The organism is Novosphingobium sp., assembly GCF_032093395.1.
In the GTDB taxonomy this organism is placed as follows: domain Bacteria; phylum Pseudomonadota; class Alphaproteobacteria; order Sphingomonadales; family Sphingomonadaceae; genus Novosphingobium.
Map to the genome: position 1 here is coordinate 1 of NZ_DAMDBA010000058.1, position 19,842 is coordinate 19,842.

A 19,842-nucleotide genomic window follows, 5' to 3' on the forward strand; every position below is an offset into this window, starting at 1 on the left:
GATCGCCGCGGTCGAGACGAGCTTCCCGTTCAACAGCCCTTGATCGCGGGCATAGGCCGACGAGAGCATCAGCGCGGCCGAGCTGCCAAGATCGATCATCAAGGGCACGGGAGGCAAACCCGAGACGGAAGCTCGAATGAACAGCTCCTGCTTGGCACCGCGCCCGAGCGCGACAGCGCGCCAGTCGGGACCGGCGAGAAACGTGCCTGACTTGACGACCGCCATACGCCTTTTCGCGAAATCGAGCGCGATGCAGCTACCCGTGAACATATCGGCACCGAGGAGGATATCGATCGGTCGTCCGAAGGCCGCCGACACTGAACTCAGATCACCAACGACGGCAAAGGGTAAGCGACGGGTTTCGCGGGCGAGCTGTACGTCGATGTCGCGGACCAGCAGCACCGGGGCCTTGGCGCTCAGCCCGCTAATCATGCGCCGCTCACCATCGTTCAAGCCGAGCTTCGCCGCGAGCGCCGTGCTCATGATCGACGCGCCGCTGCCACTGTCGAGCACCGCCCGCACCGGCACTCCGCGCACTTGTGCCGAAACAAGGAGGGTATCACCCGTGCCGACTTCCAGCGGCTCCCATTCGAGGTGAGCCGCACCGAAGTTCCACGAGCCCGCAGACCGGGAAGTCTGTCGCGCGAGCGTTGGAGAACCGAGCACCAAGCCGGTTCCACAGGCCACCAGCCGCGCCACTAATGAGCGTCGAGACATACCGATTGCTTCAACACGGGCCGTCAAAAAGCCACCTCCAGCCCCCCGTCCGCAGGAGAGCAAATTGCGGTTACATGCTCCAGCCACTGGAGGAGCAAGTGCTTTTGGTGCGCCCGAAAATCCTCAGAAGCGCTTGGAGAACTTTAGATGAAGGATGGTGCAGACCGCTTAGATGCCTTCCCGATAACGAACGGTTCCGGGGGACGCTGGGCCGATCGGGACCGCGAACGGTGTAAACGCTCGCGCTAAGTGGCGGCATTCTGATCGCGCTATTTGTCGGCGAGCGTCGCTACGCGGCTACCGGCTTGGTCTCGGCCGATCGCACATAGGCGTAGAGTTTTGGCTTGGAGATGCCGAGCATCGAGCAAATCTTGGCGATCGGCATCGTGTTCTCGTGGTAGAGCCTGACGGGCAGGTCGCGCTTTTCCTTGCCGAGTGCGGCCGGCCGGCCACCCTTCTTGCCGCGAGCGCGGGCTGCGGTGAGACCGGCCTGGGTCCGCTCGCGGATCAGGTTGCGCTCGAACTCCGCCAATGCCCCGAACAGGTGGAAGGTAAGCTTGCCCGACGTGGTGGTCGTGTCGATCGCCTCGTGCAGGCTCAGCAGCCCGACCTTTTCCTCGTCGAGGTAGGTCATCCATCCGATCAGATCACGGAGCGAGCGGCCGAGCCTGTCGAGGCGCCAGACCACCAGTGTGTCGCCGGCGCGAAGCAGCTCCTTCACCTTTTCCAATCCAGGGCGAGCGGCAGTCGCCCCGGAGGCCTTGTCGGTGATGACCTTCTCGCAGCCGGCAGCCTTCAGCGCATCACGCTGGAGGTCCAGGTTCTGCTCGGCGGTCGATACGCGGGCGTAACCGATTTTCATGCGTAGGGCCGGTGGCGCCCCGATCGGGCGCGGTTTGGGAAGAAAGTCGTCATCGGCAGGTCTATGTTGCCCTAGTTTTCTTTACCGGGTAGATTTACGTCGAACAGGCCGGTTTGGCAACGCGAGCGGACTCGCATGGCGATGGGCAGGCAAATCTCCGTTTTCCTTACCTGCGACACGGACCGTCGGCGGTGACGCATCCGGCGCTTGTCCCGCCGCTGGCGATCGAGCGCTACCGCGTCCTTGAACCGCACCTCGCCGATGGCATCCCGCTCGCGGACCTCGCCCGCACCGGCACGCTGAGCGAGCGGACGTTGCAGCGCTGGCTCGGGCGCTACCGTGCCGAAGGACTTGCCGGTCTCGCGCGTCTGCCGCGCAACGATCGGGGCAGGCTGCACCTGCCGGAACATCTGGTCGAACTGACCCGCACTCTCGCCACCAAGCGCCCGCGACCCCCGGTCGCCGCCATTCACCGAAAGGTGCAGGAACTCGCCATCGCGCATGGACACCGAACCCCCAGCTATGCGGCCGTCGCGCGTGTCGTCAGGGCGATACCGGCAAGCCAGATCGCCGCAGCCTCCGATCCGGCCGTCTACCGCGACCAGCACGAGCTAGTGCATCGGCGCGAAGCCGCGACCTCGAACGAGATGTGGCAGGCCGATCATACCGTTCTCGACATTCTCGTGCTCGATGATGCCGGAACCCCGGTGCGTCCTTGGCTGACCGTCATCGTTGACGATCACAGCCGAGCCATCGCCGGTTACTTCCTCAGCCTCGATGCCCCCAGTGCCCTCAACACGGCGCTCGCCTTGCGGCAGGCGATCTGGCGCAAGCCCAATCCCGAATGGATCGTCAGCGGCATTCCCGAACAGCTTTACGTCGACAACGTCCTAGGTCGCGAAGCAGCAGCAGAAAACAGCCAGCAAATCTCATTGCGCCGAGCGTGTCGGCGCTGATGCTTTTTTGATCCAGATGGCTTCCATCGTCAAGGAATGCGCTCTCAGCCATAGCAAACACAGGATCCATCGGCGCTGTGCGCCGTGGTCCTCACCGTCCTTAAAACGAGATGCGGATGCCAGATGGAAGGCCCGAACATTATCTACAGGGTCGCAGCAGCGCCCTCACGGCACGACAGAGAGGGGTCCTTCCATCTGGTGTCCGCCCGTTCGAGGAACGGACGGTACTCGGTGCCCGTCTTGATGACGGCGTGCGCGACGCGCGCCATCTTGGCGGTAAGCGCGGTCATCGCTTTGCGGCGGCGATCGGCGTCGTTGGGATGTCCGGCAACGTAGCGGCCGAGCTTGTCACGAAAACTGTTGTCACGCTGGCGGACTGCGATCTGCGCAGCCATCCAAAAGGTGCGTCGCAGCCTGGCATTGCCGTACTTCGAGAGCTTGGTTTTCCCGCGGAAAGTGCCTGACTGGCAGGTGGCGAGGTCGAGCCCGCAGAACTTTAGGAATTGGCGATGGTGGGCGAACCGCCGAAGATCGCCAGCCTCGGCGAGAATGGTCAGCGCGTTGATCGGCCCGATCCCCGGAATCATACGCAGCAGTTGATAGTCACGGTTCTCGTCGAGCAGGGCATGGGCGGTTCGCTCGATCTCATCGCGCTGCCGGATCAGGCTGCGAGCCTGTGCGATGACCATGCGGAACATGGCGATCGCCACGGAGCCTTCATCGACCGGGAGTGCGATGGATGCGCAGGCGGTCTCGTAGATGTCATTGATTAAACGGGCTTTGGAAACCTTGCGGCCGACCAAGGACCAAGCCTCTCGAGTGAAGGCTTCTTGGCCGAGCGACGTCATGCTGGCCGGTGTCGGAAATCGCTCGAGCAGAGCCAGAAACCAATCGGACCTGCTGTTGCCGGCAAAGCGCTCGATCTCCGGGAAATAGAGCGGCAGGTAGTGGGTAAGGATCCGGTGCCAGGTCTGGGTCTTAGCCTTGGAAATGGCTTCGTGCGTCTTCGACATCTCCTGCAGGTCATTGATCCCGGCTGCGAGCGGATCGACATAGCGCTGAGTGGCGCCGATCCGTAGCATGTGCAGGATCACTTGCGCGTCCTTGGAATCGTTCTTGTCCCAGCCATTGTGCAGTGCCTCTCGGGTGCGAGCCAGGGCGACCGATGAAATCAATCGCAGCTCGAAGCCGGCCGAGAGCAGGCGATGCGCCAAGGTGCGGTGGTAATTGCCGGTGGCTTCAAAGCCGACGATGATCGGATGAGCGATGTCCGCTAGGTCCGCGGCGAGCCGGTCATAATCTGTCTTCGTGGCCATCACCGTCATGCGGCGTCGGCGCCCACCCTCAGGGCGCTCGATCAGCACCTCTTGCCGGTGCTTTGACATATCGATGGCTACCAGCACTGCGTTTGCGGGAGTAGTGCTACGCTTGGTCATGGTCGGTCCGTCTCCAAAGGGTTGAGTCGACAACTTCACTTTAGAGACTTGCTGGCCGGGCATGGCCGCCTTGATAAAGCCGGCGGCCGCTACGCGCCCTTGCCTTCATCAAGGCATTAGGCCCATCCAAGAACCGCTTTCCAATGTGCTACGGCTCGGATTTCATCTCCGAGCATATCGAGCAGGCGTGCATCGCCCTCAAAATCCGCCTCATCCATTCGCTGCCGGGGCGTCCTCGCGGGCGCGGCAAGATCGAGCGGCTGTTCCGCACCATCAACGACATGTTCCTGCCCGACCTGCCCGGCCACCTGATCGCGGGCAAGCCGCTGTCGGCGCCAGTGCTCACGCTCGACGAGCTGCGCGCCCGCTTCGAGGCGTTCGTGTGCGGCGTCTATCATCGTCGCCCGCATGGCAGCACCGGCGAACCGCCGATCACGCGCTGGCAGAAGGGCGGGTTCCTGCCCGCAATGCCCGACAGCCTTGAACAGCTCGACATGCTGCTCGTGCACGTGCCCAAGCCCCGTAAAGTGCTGCGCGACGGCATCCGTCTGATGGGCAGGCGCTATGTCGAACCCACGCTCGCGGCCTTCGTCGGCGAGCAGGTCGAGGCGGTCTATGACCCCCGCGACCTGACCGAGATCCACGTCTACCACCAGGGCCGGTTCGTCTGCCGTGCGCTCAGCTCCGAGCACGCTGGGCACCCGTCGTTGCGCGCGATCCAGCGCGCCCGGCGCGGCGCGAAGGAGCGCGACAAGCAGGTGCCTGCCCCCACGGAGACCTTCGATGGCGACCAAGAGGATACGGCTTCCCGGCCCACCACCTACCGAGGGCTCCGGCTCTACGCCGCTGACGATTGAGTTCCTGGTCGAGCAGCCGTTCCTGGCGACCCGCGAACATGCCCAGTTCGTCGAGTTTGCCGAAGCCTGCGCGCACTACCGCTATATCGGCGTGTGTCATGGCCGGCCGGGCGTCGGAAAGACGCGATCGGCGCGCGAGTTTTCCAGCTTCCCCGACCTGGGGGAATATGCCGCGCTCCGTCCCATTGCCGCGCTCCTTGGCGAAAAGGTCGCTCGCTGCCGCGCCGTCTTCTACACCGTGTCGGTCAGCAACACGCCCAAGACGATCGACGCGGTGTTGGGCCTCAACCTCATTAAGCTGGGCTATGCCCGGCTGACGGTCGCGGGCGGCTCGCAGGACGAAATCACCCATGACGCCGCCCGCATCGCCTGCCCCCTCGTCATCGTCGACGAGGCCGACCGCCTGACCATAAAGTCGCTCGAACATCTCCGCGACATGGCCGATCGCCACGGCTTCGGGCTGATCCTGATGGGTATGCCGGGCTTGGAGAAGCGCCTCGCCCGCTATGCCCAGCTCTACTCGCGGATCGGCTTCGTCCACGAGTTCAAACCGCTTACCGAGACCGAAATGCGGCTGCTGCTCGCGACCCACGCCGGCGATTTCGGGATCAGCTTCGACCCGGCCCAACTCGACGCGATCGAAGCGCAGGCAGCCGTGATCCGCATCACGCGCGGCAACTTCCGGCTCATGGAGCGCCTGTTCGCGCAGATGCGGCGGATCATGACCCTCAACCGCGTCGAGGAGGTCACCGCTGACATCGTTCAGGCCGCGCGCGATTGCCTCGTCATCGGACCCGGCAACTGACAAATAGCGCGATCAGAACGCCGCCATTTAGCGCGAGCGTTTACACAGGATAAGATCCATACCGTTTCCGGAACCACTTTCTTGTTTCCTCTTCGAAATTGGACTGTGCTGATGAGTTTGAGCGATGGTGGCTTCGCTCATACACTACGCGCTACCAGGCCCCTGCCCGTTTCTTAGGCTTAACGTTGTAGCTCAAGACCCCGGGGGCTCAGCCTCCCTTCTCCGGTTCTTGCCGCTGCGCAAATCCCTCGATCTACCTGCCGCCGTCGTGTGGTCGCACGGCATCATCCAAAGACCTATTTAGGCCGTCATGACTAGCCAATCTTCGCCATAAGGCGCCCCGCCGCCCCCTGCTCTGCCGCGAGATTGCGATTATAAGCGAGCGGCATCCGCGGCGACTTCCACCGCAATGCATCCATGATCCCAGCCAGATCCTCTCCGCTCGCAAACAGATCCTGGTTCAGCCCGATCCGCGTCGAGTGCGCGCTGATGCCCTTGAGCAGCCGCGCCAGATCCTCGGCTGTGAGGTCGGGCAGAGCGCCACGATCGAACGCGCGCTGGATGATCGAGCGGAAGATCGGCCCGATCGAACCCGGGTGCAGCGCGACGGTGCCGATGTCATATTCGACCCGCGCCTTCACCGCAGGCCTGGGCAGCGTCTTGCGCAGATCCCAGGTCTCCCGCCCCGAGATGCTGTCGATCGGCCGACCGCGCACGGCGGCGCGCGCCTTGTAGCGCCGCACCTGCACCCGCCGGAACAGCGGCCCCGCCGTGATCCCGGCCGCTTCAGTCCAGGCCGCGATCGCCGACACGGTACGCGGGCTGAGATAGGCGGTTGCCCCCTCCCCGTCTTGATCGCCCTTGCTCCGCAGGATCTGCAGCAGCCGCGCCTCGGGATCGATCGCCTCTTCGATATGCTCGATGGCCACGGCTACCAACTCGGACGCACGCAGGCCGGTGTCATAGGCGGCAGACAGCAGCGCGCGATCGCGCAGCCCCGGCAGATCGTTTCCGCAGCTCTCGAGCAGCGCCCGGACGTTGAGACCACGCGCCTTGTCGCGTTCCACGTCGCGCACCGGCCCCTTGAACCGCAGCGGCCTTGCCTGCTTCTGCGCTGCGCCCTTCTCACGGCGCACCGCTTGCAGCCGCAGCTTCACCAGCGGCGCGGGGGTTGGGTCCTTGAGTTCGAGCAACTGATGGATCTTGGCGATCGACGCCTTGTAGCGGGATAGCGAGGCTGGGCGGCTCCCCTTGCCTGCCCGCGAGTCGAGATAGTCGGCCACCGTCTCGGCCGTCGCCGGCAGTGCAATCCGGTTGTTGCGCCTACACCACGCATCGAACGCCTCGACGTCGGACTTGAGCGCACGGATGCTATGGGGCGATGAAGCGGCCTGATAGGCGGCGATCAGGCCCTCGTTGACGGTGATGCGCTCGCCGGCGCGCATCTGCACGATCGTCCACGCAAGGTCGGCCGGCGCCCTGACGGCCGGCAGGACAGCCTCAGGCGGCGCTACGGGGATTTCTGGCCCTTCCCGGGCGGTTTCGGTGCTCACGACGCGCCTCGCTCCTCAGCCGCGCTTGTAGCCCACCTTGTCACTTAAAGAATACGGGCGGATGAGAAAACGGCCGAGTTGCATGGATCATGTACAAGAATACCTCCGGACGTTCGACCTGACAGCGCGATTCTGCTACAAAACGACCGGACCCGGCAACACGAGTTCCAGGCGAAAATCGGGGATAGGTCATGGCCGAAACAGGCACTGCCCTCACGACGGTTGATCCTATAGAATGGCGAAAAGCTTGCGAGCGCGAGCCTATCATTCGTGCGCTTGCTGGAGAGCCCCGGCTCGGACGCAAAGCAATTGCTGAGGCTGGCCTGAAGCTGAGTCTCAGCCGGTCACGAATTTACGAACTGCTCGCGAGATACCGAGAAAACCCGGTGACCAGTTCATTGGTCGATCATCACGATGGGTTTCCTAAGGGACGCTCCCGCCTCGCTTGCGAGGTCGACCGCTTGATCGATGCCAAGATAGAGAATTTCTATCTCAGCCGCCCAAAGCCCAGCATCGCACAACTGGTCCGTCAAATTCGCCTTTCGTGCCTGGAGCAGAATCTACGAGCTCCAGCACGACAAACTGTTGCCCGTCGGGTCAATGCCGTGGAACGGGCACGCCTGACAGGCGCTCGTGATGGGGCCAAAGCCACGGCAGACCGCTTCCGACCCGTAGTCGGCTCATACGAGGCGCAGTACCCTCTTCAGGTCGTACAGATGGACCACACGCTGGTCGATATCATCATCGTCGACGAGTATCTCAGGAGACCGGTCGGGCGGCCAACGCTGACCCTGCAGATCGACGTGGCCACGCGGGTGATACCCGGCTTCTACATTTCACTGGAACGACCTTCCGCGATTTCGGTCGGCATGGCGATCCGTCATGCAGTTTTGCCCAAGAATGATTGGCTGGCCGATCGAGAGCTCACCTTCGCATGGCCTGTCTTTGGCCTGCCAGACATCCTTCATCTCGACAATGCCTCGGAATTTCATTCACGCGCGCTGACTCGGGGTTGTCAGCAATTTGGGATCGAGCTTCACTACCGTCCACCGCGCACTCCGCACTTTGGCGGGCACATCGAACGCATGATCGGCACCGCCATCGGCGAAGTTCACCTTCTTCCGGGCACGACATTCTCCAACATCCAGGACAAGGGAGACTACGACGCCGAGGGCAATGCCTGCATGACCCTCAAGGAATTCGAGCGATGGTTCGCCCTTCAGGTGGGAATCTATCATCGCACCATTCACAGCTCACTCGGCGTCCCGCCGATGACAGCCTGGCAGGACGATCAAGGTAAGCGCGTTGCAGCCCTACGCCTGCCGGCCGATGAAGAACGTTTTCTGCTCGACTTCCTCCCGTTCGAGATGCGCCGGGTCCGGCGCGAGGGCATCAAGCTCTTCCACGTTTTCTACTGGCATGGTGCTTTGGCGACGCTGGTCGCGAACAGCGTTCATAAATTCCCGATCAAATACAATCCGCTCAACCTCTCGGCCGTCTATCTCGAACTGCCCGGCGGCGAGCATGTCACAGTTCCTCTTCGCGATAAGCGGCGTCCTGCAATTACCAAGTTCGAGCACGACCAAGCCCTGAGAGCGCTTCGAGAGCGCGGGCGAACCGCCGTCGATGAGCAGATGCTTTTCGAGATGGTGAGCACGCAGCGCAGGATTGTGCTTAGGGCCGTAGAGAAGACGCGCGGAGCTCGACGATCAACCCAACGCATCGTCGATGCGCTCATCCGCGGCGAACCGCCTGCGGCCTTTGTCCAGCACCAAGAGGCCAACGCGCAGCTGACACCGCCAAATCTCGACGGGCCGGTTGTACCACTCGCGATCGAGGAGCAGTCATGAACGTGCTCTACAGCCATATCTTCCCGGCTTATCGCGAGTATGCCGAACTGAATGATGAGGCCCGGATCGACTGGATGCGCCGCGACCGCTGGATATCGTTGCCACAGGCTGAGGCCGCGCTCCGCCACCTCGAGGATCTGGTAATCTATCCGCCGCGCGGGCGAATGCCCTGCTTGTTACTGTTTGGTGCCACCGGGATGGGCAAGACCGAAATTGTCAGCCGCTTCTCGAAACTTCACGCTCCTCAGTTCGATATCAGGACCGGGCTCAGCAAGATGCCGGTGTTGCTCGCGCAGATACCGCCAGAGCCGAGTGAGGAGCAATTTTACACCGAGGTGCTGACCGCGCTAAATTGCGTCGACCTTAGCCGACTGTCCGTGCGATCGATGCGAGCGGAAGCCAGGCAACTGCTTGCCGAAGTCGAAACCAAGGTGCTCGTCCTGGATGAAATCGACAAGATGCTCGCCGGCACTCCTCGCCAGCAGCGGGTGTTCCTCAATACTATCCGCTTTTTGACCAACGATCTGAAAATTCCAATTGTTTGCGCAGGGACCGAGGACGCGCGGATGGCGGTCCTGATGGATCCGAACCTTGCCGACCGGTTTGGGGCGTTCGAATTGATGCCATGGCGCAACGATCATGCCCTGCGCCAGCTGCTTGCGAGCTTCTCGGGCCTGCTGCCCCTGAGACGCCCATCGATGCTCGACACCGTCGAAGCGCGGCAACGCGTGCTGGCCCTCACCCAGGGTGTGACGGGCCGAATATTCCGGCTCATCGAGGCAGCCGCTGTCACGGCTATCCGCGATGGCCGCGAGATGCTTGATGCCGCAAGCTTCGAGGCCAACGACGTGACGCTTCCTCTCGTCTCCATGTTTACGTCGGCAGGCAAGCGAAGGACAATCGGCCGGGCGACCGTATGAGTTTCGTGGAGCCATTCGCGGATGAACTTCTCAGTTCATGGCTGGCGCGCGTGCGCGATCAGCGGGCTCCGGGTGAGCCTTTGCTGCGCGCCTATCGAAATCGCGCAGGCCATTGGCGGCATCCCGATGTAAACCCAAAAAAATCGATGATCGCTGAGCTTGCCGCAAGCGAGGGCTTCACGGAAAACAGTGTCGCCGAACTCGGTCTTTGCTATCGGTATCCGAGGATCACCCCGGATTTTGTAGCCTGGCACCACGTTCCATCCGATGATCCTAGCCGAGATTTCGCGCCCGCTCTTACCCTCCGGTTGAGCTGGTGCAGTCGTTGCCTTGCCGAGGACTATGCCGCTGGCCGCCCCGCCTATATCCGTGCGGACTGGGCCATGGCTGCGTGGGGCTTCTGTTTCCGGCACCACTGGCCACTCGTCGATCGATGCGTGTCTTGCGGGAGTAGTCATTGGGCGATTAAGCGGTCATCGCAGGGGCCGCCAAGATTGTGCTGTATTCGCTGCCGTCGGGGCCTCGAACGGGCGCACCCCAGGGCGCTCGAGCTTGAGCCAGCAGCGCAGCCCATCTGGATCAATATCGTAGCCTTTGAAGCCGCGCTGAGGGGTGCGCTTAGGGGAAAGGTCCCAGATCAATTTCGCTTCAACGACACTTCAGCCGGTCAGCTGCTCGAAGAATCCGCCAGAATCTGTCTACTGTTCGCAAGGGCCCACAGGCGCTGGAGACTGCGTGATAGACTCCTACATCGGTTTGCGGCGCCTGTGCTCACGCTCGATAACGTTTGCCCCAACGAGCCTTCCTGTGAAATGCCGCTCGCGCTTGCCAGCCCCTCAATGCGTCGTTGCCTTATCGCAATCTGCGCCGCGATGCTCGATGCAGACTGTGACCCAACGGCGCGAAACGAGGACGAGCCGGTTGTCGACGTATGGGCGCGGATGGTCGATAGCATCGCACTCCAACAGTTCATTCAAGATCGTCAGGCGTGCTCGCCGACGTTGAAAAGAACAGTGGAAGCAGCGTGCCATCGGAACGAACAAATCGAGCGGATGTCCGCGTTACGGAGCGCCTCGACGGCCTACAAAATTCTCTTCCGAGACGCGGCCGGAAATGCGTTATCTTCGCGTCATTGAGTACCCGCGAGCCTACGGAGGACAGGCGGATTGCGCCTGTAGCTGGCGCCCGCCTTTTAACTGCAGGTCTCCATCAATTCAGGAGTTTCGCGGCGCGCACCTGGACGCGGCGCTTCTGCTGGATTTCATCCATTCCATTCCGTCGCGCGATTGGGCAACATGCGCCCATTCCGGCCATCAGGCTTGCCTTAAATCAATCCTGAAACCAGCCATTCGACGGCATATTGCCTTCAGTACCTCGGCATCAGACCAAAAACCGATCGAATACGAGAGCCGCGGCGCCGAAGGCGGCGGCATCGCCCCGGAAAGTCGGTCCACCTGCCTCGGGAAAAGGGCGATCACGGCCTCGAACGGGAACCGAGTAGTAATTGCAACTTTCGATTAGGCGGGTGGCCAGAGGGCTCGGAATTCGGCCACCGAATATGATGGCTTTCGGGTCGAAGATTGAAGCGATCGCAGACACGACAAGCTCGGTGACTGGCCGAACGTCAGCCAGCCAACGCTCCACATAAGGCGCGTCAGGTGTATAACCTTCCAGCAGTTCGGCGATGGACTGATAACTTTCACCATCGTCGATCGCGTATTTTAGAAGGAGGGTGAGCGTAGGCCGCAACGATCGCTGCTCAGGCGGGATAAGCCCGGTGAACTCGCCCGCATTGCCATGGGCACCGCGCTGCAACGCGCTATTGCGGATCAGGCCACCGCCCAGCCCCTTGTCGATGTACAGATAGGCAAAATCATCATGCTCTCGGCCAGCACCGTAAATGCATTCGCCCATGGCCGCAGCGCTGCCGTCATTCTCGATCGAGATCGGCAGGCCAAGCGCCGCATGCAATTTGACCTCCAGCGCATCCACCGCCCAGTCGTCCATGCCGAGAGGCGCATTGATGCGCAGCGGGTCGGTAACGAAGAAGCCGGGCAACGCCACGCCGATTCCCGCGACGCGATCGGGTGCGATCGAGCCGGCCGAGGCGAGCTGGGTCGTGAGGGCCGCTATGCGCTGCGTCACCGCATCGAGTGCCGTTTCAGAAAGAGGCTCAACCGCCCGGCCTCTTTCCTGCCCGGTGATGTCGAGCAGGACCACGGACAGTTCCTCCGCGCGAACAGCGATGCCAAAGGCAAATGCCCCGTCAGCATTGAGCGAAAGGGGTAGGCTCGGCTGCCCCCGACTGCCCATCATCACTTTGGTGTCAGCCTCGACCAGTTTCTCCCGAAGCAACTGGTCGCATAATCGGCTGACCGTCGGGATCGCCAGCGAAGTTCTGCGCGCCAATTCAGCGCGGGACAGGGGCGAATGCCGCTGAAGCAGCGACAGGATGGCCCGCTCGTTTGCCGAGAGGGAACGGAAGCTGGGCATTCGTTCCGCCTCACGGCCGAAACGGATTGGGGGTTGGTTCATGGATGAAAGGCGCTCGCTGCCCGTCTGATAACTTAGTATATGTATGTTAGCTTTGACCTGTGGAAGCAAGGACGCGCTTGTCCCACAAGGCAAGCCCGATCAGCATGGCCAGAGCTGTCCCTACTGCGCCAGCCATCGCGGCGACCAGTGGTGGCCCTTCCCACGCTGTCGCGCCTGGCCCCCATTGTTGTAGCGAGAGGCCGACCACAATCATCGCAACCGACTGCCCGACTTTTGCCGAACCAGCGAAAGCCCCCATCGTGGCGGTGACGCCATAAGTGTCGTGAGATTGGGCTGCATGACGGGCGATGCCGGTCCACAACAAAAGGAAAAGGCCTCCCACGCTGGTGCCATAGCTCAATCCGGCCAGGATCATCGGCAGGCCACCGTGCAAGGCGACGCCGAAAAACAACGCAACGCTGGCGCTTGTGAGCATTAGGGCGGTGATGGCTACCCTTCGTCGTCCTGCCCTGCGGATGGCCACCATCCAGGCGAATTGCGAGATGGATGTACCAAAAGCCACCGATGTCAGCAGGGCCGCACCATCCCACCCGGAGGGCAGGATGAAAGCCGCCAGATAGGGTTCGAGCTGTGTGAAGATCGTGGTGCCGAAAGACAGCGCCATCATCATCAGGTGCAGGGTGGTCGCGGGTCTGCGGGCAGTTGGGCTAGCCTCGTGAAACGCGACTGCAGATGCTTCGCCCTTCAGCTTCCTCCGCAATGCAAATGCGCTTGCGAGGCTGAGGAATGCCATCAGACCGACCAGGAGGAGGAACGCCTCGATCTGCGCTTCGGTGGAGCGGCGGACGAACAAAGGTACGAAACTCGCCGTCAGTAAGATACGGGCGATGCCGCTGATGAACAGCCGGGTAGCTGCAAGTCTGGCCCGCATCCGGTCATCCCGGCCTGCAAGCGCGAGCAGACTGTTCTGCGGAATATCGTACAGGGAATAGGATAGCCTGAACGCAATCAGCGCCATAAGGCAGGCGGCCAGTCGCACATCGGTCGAAACCAGGGCGGACAGCCCAAAAAGGATCAGCGTGAATGAGCAAGAGGCAGCGCCCGTTGCCTGCAGATGCGCGGCCTGTGCTGCGGACCGCACAGTCGCGGCAAAGCGCTTGCCCAGGATCAGGTCCGCTGCCGCATTGACCACGTAGGAGGTAGCCAGGACCAGGCCCATTATCCATGGCGAAAGACCACAGACTTGGGTCAGATAGAAGGCAAAGTATATGTCGCTCGACGTCCAGAACAGCGTCTTGCTTGCATGTGCCAAGGCATAAGGAAGTTCCGACCCCCGCCAGCAATGGGCAAGACGCATGATCTGTATCCCTGAAGGTCGAGCGCCGAACCTTTACCGCAGATAGAATTGCCTGGCGAAATGAAACATGTCGTCGAGCAGGCAATATTCCGGCGCGCCAAAGGTGATGACCGGCGCACGGTGGGCCAGCTCTTTCTTCCATTCGGCGAGCGTCACCCGAAAGGCATGGTTCTCCAAAGTGGTGAGCCAGTCGACCGCATAGCCCATCGTCATGTGGAAACCATAGTCGTCCGGATTTTCGATTCCGATCCCCATACGGTTAGCAAGACGGCGGCGCAGGCGATAGAGCTTCGTGGCGGTGTCTGCATCTGCAGGCAGCAGTCTGATCGTCAGCGGTTCTTCGCCGGCAGCCGGTTCGGCCAGGTTGACTTTCATGCGGTAGGGCGCGGCATCGTCACCCAAGGCGAAATCGCGCAGCCTGTCGCCGACAAAATCGTTGCATGCCTGCATGCTGGCATCGAGCGGCATATCCGCCGGCCATAGTGGACGACGGCGATCCTTGTCGTTCGCGCCGCCGATCACGGTCATGTGATAACTGGAAGGCGGAAGCGCCGTCATCTTGCGGGCGAAGGGCATGGCAGGCAGTTGCCGATAGATGTCGAGCATGGCCCGAAAGGCTTCTGATCCTTCGCCCTGCTGCGGCAGGTGACAGATGATCGTGTTGCCCGCGAAGGGCATGACTCTGCCATCGGCAAAGAATTTGCGGCCGACATCGTGCGGTTTATCCGTCCGCGTGGTGCCGGTGGCCCAAGCAGGCGCAATAGCTGAGGCCACGGCGGTGCCGGCGATCATGCCGGCACCTGCAATCCATTCTCTGCGCGACATGCTCACATCCGCACCTTTACACCAAAGAGAAGCTGTGTCGGCAGTTCGATCGCCGACTGCAGGATTTCCTGGTCGTTGCCATGATAATATTCCTGGCCCTGCCCAGTAAGGTTGAGCGCGTCGAACGTCAGCGTCACGTTGCTGCTCAGGTCATAGGCGACCTGTACGTCGATATTGTCGGTCGGCTGCTGATAGCGGTTCGCGTAGAATCCAGCGGGCGTGAGGTTGGGATAACGATCGTCCCACAGGCTGCCGAGATGGTTCCAGGCGACGCGGCCATGGACCTTGCCCTTGTCGTAAAAGACCGAGAGATTGTAGATCTCATTGGGCTGCTGCGGCAGTGCGTCCAGCACGCGGGTCGATCCGTCCGAAAGGGTGAGCGGGAAGTTCGCCCGCGAGAAGGTGGCGTTGCCGCTGATTCCAAGACCGTCCAACGGTGCAGGCAGGAAAGTCAGGTTATAGGACGCACCCAGTTCGATGCCGTAGACGCGCACCTGATCGTCCGTGTTGCGCGCCTGCGTGACGAGCACTTGCTGGTCTACGCCAGCGACGGTCTGCAGCGCCCCGAAGCTGAAATAGTCGTCCTTGATCCACTTGTAGAAGCCCGCGATCGACAGGATGCCTCGGCCGCCATCGACATACCAGTCATGGCCGATATCGAGGTTCCATGCGCGGCGCGGCTTGAGCGCGGGGTTGCCTGTCGTCAGCGTTGGCGGACTAGCAGTGGTGTTGAGCACGCCGCCCGCAACCGAAGATGAGAGGAAGCTGGGGCGGCTGACCGTCTCGCTGACGCCGAGGCGCAGCTTGCCATTCGCCATGGTATCGACCACCAGCAGCGCCGAGGGGAGCCAGTTGGTGTAGGTCGTACCGGCAGCGATCGGTGCGTAAACACCGTTCGTCACCCGGGTGCCGCTCGAACCCGCGTCGGTGTGTTCCATCCGAAGTCCCGCGACGACATACCAGTTGTCGGCGCGATACTGCGCCTGCGCATAGGCGGCGTAGACATCCTCGCGGTTGGTGTAGGTACCGCCGGCCTGCGCAGCGGTATCGATCGTCGAGGTGGCGCCCGTCGCAGCGGCGAAGGCCGCATCTACCAAGGCAGGATCGATCTGAGGGATCGGGGTGTCGCAACGATAGCCGCACAGAGTTGCGCCGTCAGTGACGTCGGCCAGCGTGTAGCCAAGATTGCTATAATTGGTTCGGGCGAAGGTGGCCTTGCGGCGCACGGTCGTAATGCGGCCGCCTATCGCAGCACCAAAGCCGCGATCTTCCACATCGCTGTTGAACTTCAGGTTGAGCTGACCGTCCCAGCGCGTTTCGTCCAAGCCGTAGCGCTCCTCGCGATGAACATTCGCAGCGTAGCGCGAGGTGTCGTTCGCCAGCGTGGAGTTCACGGGCGTAAAACCCGGCACGGCTCCGCTTGTGTCATAGCTGAACTGCAGGTTGCGCTGGACGAACTCGTCATAAGTCTGCGGGTTATCGACGTTGCTTTTGGACCAGCTGAGCCCGCCTTCCAGCTTCACCGTGTCGGAGAACCGCTTATCGAAACGGCCATAAATGCCGCCCACATCGCGGTTCCATTCATAGCGGCCAAGGTTGATGGTCTGTTGGACATTACTGAGCGTGCCGCTCGTTGCGGTCTGGCCGCTGTTAGTGGCCGAGGTCTGAACGGCCGCATTGAGGTCGTGGCGATAGGAACGCTCGGTCTGGTGGAACCAATAACCGTTGATGAAGGCCGAAAAGCTGTCGTCCGGGCGCCAGTCGAAGCGTGCCTGAAGGCCGCCGCGCGTGCGCTTGTTGGCGTAGTTGTAGTAAAGCCGATTGGTCGGAACCGCATAGCCATTGCCGCCATAGGGCGTGGAGACGCGCGTGCCGTTGGCATCGTACCAGTTCTTGGTGCCGCCAGTCTCGATCTGCGGCACGTTGATTTCGCGCGTCCAGTAAGTGCCGGAGAGGTAGATGCCGAACTGGTCATCCGCGCCGAAACGCTTGCTGGCCGACAATTGCGCCTGTCCGGTGAAATGGTTCCCCCCGTCGCCCTTGCTGTCCAAGGTCGGGCCTCCGCTGACCGCTGCGGAAATCCGGCCCGATGGGAAATCGAAGGCGCTGGGCGTTGCGAAGTTGGTGAGGCCGCCGATGAAGTTGGCATCAGTCTCCGGCGTTGCTGATTTGATGACGTCGATGTGCGAGGCGATGTTCGATGGCAGCACTTCCATCGATATCACACGGCCGCTGGAATTGCTGGCGCCCATGTTGATATCGGTTGAAGCAAGGCTGAAGCCGTCGATCAGAAGGTCGTTGTAACCCTGGTTGAAGCCACGCACGATCACGAAGCGCGGTTCGCCCTGATAGAGCAGAGTGTTGACGCCCGTTACGCGCTTGAGCGCATCGCCAGCATTGAAGTCCGGCAACTGGCCGATTTCCGTCGCCGACACGGTATCAATGATACGATCGGCATTGCGCTTGAGGCGCACGCCACGCTCGGCAGACGCACGTAGGCCGGTGACGACGATATCGCCCCCGTCCGATGCTGCGGCATCGGCAGATTGCGCCACCGCGACGTTGGGAAGGCAGAGTATTGCCGCCATGGCTGTGGCGCAGGAGAATCGATACATATTGGCCCCTAGTTCAATTAACTAAGGCATAGTTAGTTAGTAATCATTGCAGTCTCGTGACACGTGCCCATCGCATCAAATGCGAGCAAAATAACGGTAAAATTGGCAAACATTTTACCGGAACCTGCCGGTCTCCTAACGGCCATTCCTGAGCTTCACAACGGTGAGGCCAATGGCGATTTCGGCACGGCGATCAAGCCGAGGTCGCGCGCCTGAGAAATCACCCGCCTCACCCCCTCAGGCGACCATTGCGTACCTCCGCGCGGCGTTAGCTCTCGCAAATCCTTGCTCAACCACATCGCGAGGCTGCGAAGAGTAGCATCTGGATCGTTGTTAAGCTTGTCGGCCACCAGCAATGCGATCCGACTGTCGGGAGCCAATCGCGGCGCCGCCTCGAGTATCACCCGATCAGCGTAGCCCGCTTCGACCAACGTTCGGCATGCCTTCACCAGGGTACGCTCGGAAAACGACCGCACCGGCGGCTTAAGCGCCTGAATACGCCGGAGCACCAAGCTCCAGGGTAAGTGCGGTCGCAACCGCTCGACGATTGGCAGCCATCGAAGCCGGCCATCGACCAATTCGTGAAGATGCTTTTCCTTCAAACTGTGGCGCAAGTCGCCTATCGCCGACGGGTCTCTCGCGCGCATCTTCGGATTTCCCGGTCTGGCGCCGCGCGCAACCGCGGCCTTCAGCCCTGCCCGCGTCCGCTCGCGAATAAGCGCACGTTCGAACTCCGCAAAGGCGCCAAGCATCTGTGTCATCAGCATCCCTTGCGGGCTGCTGGTGTCAATCGGATCATTGATCGAGCGAAAATACGCTCCCTTGGCGCGGAGCGCTTCGACAATTTCCAGCAAATGTGACAACGATCGTGCGAGGCGATCGATCCGCACAACCACGAGGGTGTCCCCCTGTCCCACCGCTGCGAGCGCGCTGGCCAGTTTCGGACGGCTGCGGCTAGCGCCGCTGGCCCGGTCCTCGAATATGGTCTCACAGCCTGCGCGCCGTAACTCACTGATCTGGGCGAAAGTATCCTGTTCATCGGTCGAAACGCGGGCGTAACCGATCAAGTGCATTTGTCACAATCCATCTAACGGGGGCAACCGTTCGGTTGCCCCCGTATGGTAACCGCCGAGGCTGCCTTTGACCATCGGCCTTGGTCGGATCACGCGTCTGCCACCGGTTTCGCTTGAGCCGGATGTACGGAGGTTAAGAGAGGCCCCCGCCCCGGCCAACCTTAGCCTGCGGGTAACGCCAGGAAGTGTTCCTGAAAACGACGGATCTCTGCAGCGCGGCATATTGGCGTCCGACGGTATTCTTCCCTGAATCCGGCCGTATTCTTTCGGCAACGGCAGCGAAAAATCACCGGTGCCGGAGAGTCCGGTCGTATCCCGAAACCGACACACCTTATAAAGAACGGTCAAATCCGCTTATGTGATAAGTGCAATTATCGTATGTGATGCGAGTACATTAGATCATTGAATTATATCAATTTATTTGGGATGATATGTCCCTCAGGTTTCCGCCAGCGCAGATTGATCGATCCACTGCGCAACTTAGAGCGTATCGAACCGGCGGCACTGCTGTGTAAACTTACGCGGCATCATGCGACATGCTCATTGGGCCACTCGACATCCTGCAGGCTGACGGCTGAGAGACCTGCCAGGATCACTCTGGCCGCCATGTTCACGCGATTGCGCGCTCCTGTTTTCAGCAGTATGTTGCTCATGTGCGTGTCGATCGTGCGCGGAGAAGCCGAAAGCTCCAGCGCTATTTCCTTTGAAGTTAGTCCTCGCAAGATCCAAAGCATGATCTCCTGCTCCCGGCGCGTCAGTTTGGGGTAATTTGGGTGGGCCACGACAATCCTGTATTTGCAATCTCGAGATCATGCGCAGGCGAAAGCGCATGATCCCGGTCCATCGGTTTCATCTCTAGGGTGATGAGCAACGCTCTTTGCGCTGTGCTTATGGCCAGAACTCGTGCGGCGTCTCCGCAAGGCTCGCGATAGCGCGGGCGGCCCGGGCCACGCCCAGAGCGCGATCGACGCGCGTACGATAAGGCGACCGTGCGTCCAGTGCAGCACCGTCGCCACGAAGAGCGATTGCGGGGCCAAAATCCTCCGGGACCAGCCAGAGCGAGCGGTGATCGCTCCAGAAATACATGCTTTCCCGCGACCAATCCGGATACGGTGCCGCGCACAAGGCCACATCCACCTGAACATCGACCAGTTCGCCGCAAGTCTCTCCCACCCTGATCAGAATATGATCCGCCGGTGGGCGGGGTAATGCCATCACCGCTGCATCCTTGACCCTGTGCAGTTCAGCGCCCTTCGAAGCGGTGACAGCGACCACCAGATCCTGATCCGGCAGGAACATGATGGGAAAAGGCGAGGTGGCAACCGTCAGCAATCCGTCCTGCCCGGTGAGAGCATTGAGACAATAATGGAGAGCAGCCGTTTCGGTACGCTCAGAGGCGCAGTGGTCGAGCATTTTTCAGATCCTTGCAGAACATGGTCAGTCGCCTTTTGACGACGACAAACCCCCGGCCCTTTCATTTGACCTTCAGGGTTCACCCTCCCCTTCAACCCTCCCCCCGG

The 19,842-nt window shown here is 61.4% G+C and carries 16 protein-coding genes and 2 pseudogenes; 7 read left to right on the top strand and 11 right to left on the bottom strand.

The annotated features are described in order from the left end of the window. Both RT424_RS17235 and RT424_RS17240 read right to left on the bottom strand, forming a co-directional pair. Window positions 1–717 (bottom strand): retropepsin-like aspartic protease (locus RT424_RS17235; RefSeq protein WP_313440786.1); only part of this gene is annotated, 717 nt, incomplete at its 3' end. A 289-nt stretch (window positions 718–1,006) separates the two neighbouring features. After that, the gene (locus RT424_RS17240; protein WP_021224432.1) at window positions 1,007–1,579 is read right to left on the bottom strand and encodes a recombinase family protein; all 573 of its coding nucleotides are present in this window, start codon (window positions 1,577–1,579) and stop codon (window positions 1,007–1,009) included. Window positions 1,580–1,770: 191 nt separating this feature from the next. Between RT424_RS17240 and RT424_RS17245 the strand changes: the two genes are divergently transcribed. Then, window positions 1,771–2,535, top strand: a complete 765-nt coding sequence (locus RT424_RS17245; RefSeq protein ID WP_313440744.1) for a helix-turn-helix domain-containing protein — start codon at window positions 1,771–1,773, stop codon at window positions 2,533–2,535. 139 nt (window positions 2,536–2,674) lie between these two features. On the opposite strand, the pseudogene RT424_RS17250 reads toward RT424_RS17245, so the two are convergent. After that, window positions 2,675–3,971: pseudogene (locus RT424_RS17250) on the bottom strand (IS110 family transposase). 143 nt (window positions 3,972–4,114) lie between these two features. Between RT424_RS17250 and RT424_RS17255 the strand changes: the two are divergent. Together RT424_RS17255 and RT424_RS17260 are read left to right on the top strand one after the other, a co-directional pair. Continuing rightward, complete coding sequence (locus tag RT424_RS17255) at window positions 4,115–4,828, top strand: Mu transposase C-terminal domain-containing protein (RefSeq protein ID WP_238147330.1); 714 nt, start codon at window positions 4,115–4,117, stop codon at window positions 4,826–4,828. Continuing rightward, on the top strand, window positions 4,755–5,633 hold the full coding sequence (locus RT424_RS17260) for an AAA family ATPase (RefSeq protein ID WP_080604533.1): 879 nt from the start codon (window positions 4,755–4,757) through the stop codon (window positions 5,631–5,633). Before RT424_RS17255 ends, RT424_RS17260 begins: the two co-directional genes overlap by 74 nt. A gap of 314 nt (window positions 5,634–5,947) precedes the next feature. Here the strand turns inward: RT424_RS17260 and RT424_RS17265 are convergent, their stop codons facing one another. Continuing rightward, the gene (locus RT424_RS17265; RefSeq protein WP_004212862.1) at window positions 5,948–7,186 is read right to left on the bottom strand and encodes a hypothetical protein; all 1,239 of its coding nucleotides are present in this window, start codon (window positions 7,184–7,186) and stop codon (window positions 5,948–5,950) included. Between the two features lie 191 nt (window positions 7,187–7,377). Here RT424_RS17265 and RT424_RS17270 point away from each other — a divergent pair, with 191 nt between their 5' ends. The 4 genes and pseudogenes from RT424_RS17270 to RT424_RS17280 all read left to right on the top strand — a co-directional run bounded on the left by RT424_RS17270 (window position 7,378) and on the right by RT424_RS17280 (window position 11,092). Further along, complete coding sequence (locus RT424_RS17270) at window positions 7,378–9,036, top strand: Mu transposase C-terminal domain-containing protein (RefSeq protein ID WP_313440750.1); 1,659 nt, start codon at window positions 7,378–7,380, stop codon at window positions 9,034–9,036. Then, window positions 9,033–9,956, top strand: a complete 924-nt coding sequence (locus RT424_RS17275; RefSeq protein WP_313440752.1) for a TniB family NTP-binding protein — start codon at window positions 9,033–9,035, stop codon at window positions 9,954–9,956. The genes RT424_RS17270 and RT424_RS17275 overlap by 4 nt, the downstream gene beginning before the upstream one ends. Further along, window positions 9,953–10,369 (top strand): annotated as a pseudogene (locus RT424_RS24560) (TniQ family protein); the annotation flags it as partial. The gene RT424_RS17275 and the pseudogene RT424_RS24560, both read left to right, overlap by 4 nt. A 399-nt stretch (window positions 10,370–10,768) precedes the next feature. Then, the gene (locus RT424_RS17280; protein WP_313440753.1) at window positions 10,769–11,092 is read left to right on the top strand and encodes a hypothetical protein; all 324 of its coding nucleotides are present in this window, start codon (window positions 10,769–10,771) and stop codon (window positions 11,090–11,092) included. A gap of 244 nt (window positions 11,093–11,336) precedes the next feature. Here the strand turns inward: RT424_RS17280 and RT424_RS17285 are convergent, their stop codons facing one another. The 7 genes from RT424_RS17285 to RT424_RS17315 all read right to left on the bottom strand — a co-directional run bounded on the left by RT424_RS17285 (window position 11,337) and on the right by RT424_RS17315 (window position 19,735). Continuing rightward, entirely contained in the window at window positions 11,337–12,449 is a 1,113-nt protein-coding gene (locus RT424_RS17285) for an ROK family transcriptional regulator (RefSeq protein WP_313440755.1), read from the bottom strand. A gap of 88 nt (window positions 12,450–12,537) precedes the next feature. Continuing rightward, the gene (locus tag RT424_RS17290; RefSeq protein ID WP_313440757.1) at window positions 12,538–13,809 is read right to left on the bottom strand and encodes an MFS transporter; all 1,272 of its coding nucleotides are present in this window, start codon (window positions 13,807–13,809) and stop codon (window positions 12,538–12,540) included. A 33-nt stretch (window positions 13,810–13,842) separates the two neighbouring features. Beyond that, window positions 13,843–14,601 (bottom strand): DUF1868 domain-containing protein, encoded by a 759-nt coding sequence (locus RT424_RS17295; RefSeq protein ID WP_313440758.1) that lies wholly within the window; start codon window positions 14,599–14,601, stop codon window positions 13,843–13,845. Between the two features lie 35 nt (window positions 14,602–14,636). Beyond that, window positions 14,637–17,222 carry a TonB-dependent receptor gene (locus RT424_RS17300; protein WP_313440759.1) on the bottom strand — a complete coding sequence of 862 codons (2,586 nt, stop codon included), beginning with the start codon at window positions 17,220–17,222 and terminating at the stop codon, window positions 14,637–14,639. Between the two features lie 182 nt (window positions 17,223–17,404). Continuing rightward, window positions 17,405–18,322, bottom strand: coding sequence for a recombinase family protein (locus RT424_RS17305; protein ID WP_313440761.1), 918 nt, complete (start codon window positions 18,320–18,322; stop codon window positions 17,405–17,407). 527 nt (window positions 18,323–18,849) lie between these two features. After that, window positions 18,850–19,104 (bottom strand): helix-turn-helix transcriptional regulator, encoded by a 255-nt coding sequence (locus RT424_RS17310; protein ID WP_313440763.1) that lies wholly within the window; start codon window positions 19,102–19,104, stop codon window positions 18,850–18,852. 106 nt (window positions 19,105–19,210) lie between these two features. Further along, complete coding sequence (locus tag RT424_RS17315) at window positions 19,211–19,735, bottom strand: hypothetical protein (RefSeq protein WP_313440765.1); 525 nt, start codon at window positions 19,733–19,735, stop codon at window positions 19,211–19,213. Between the last annotated feature and the right edge of the window lie 107 nt (window positions 19,736–19,842).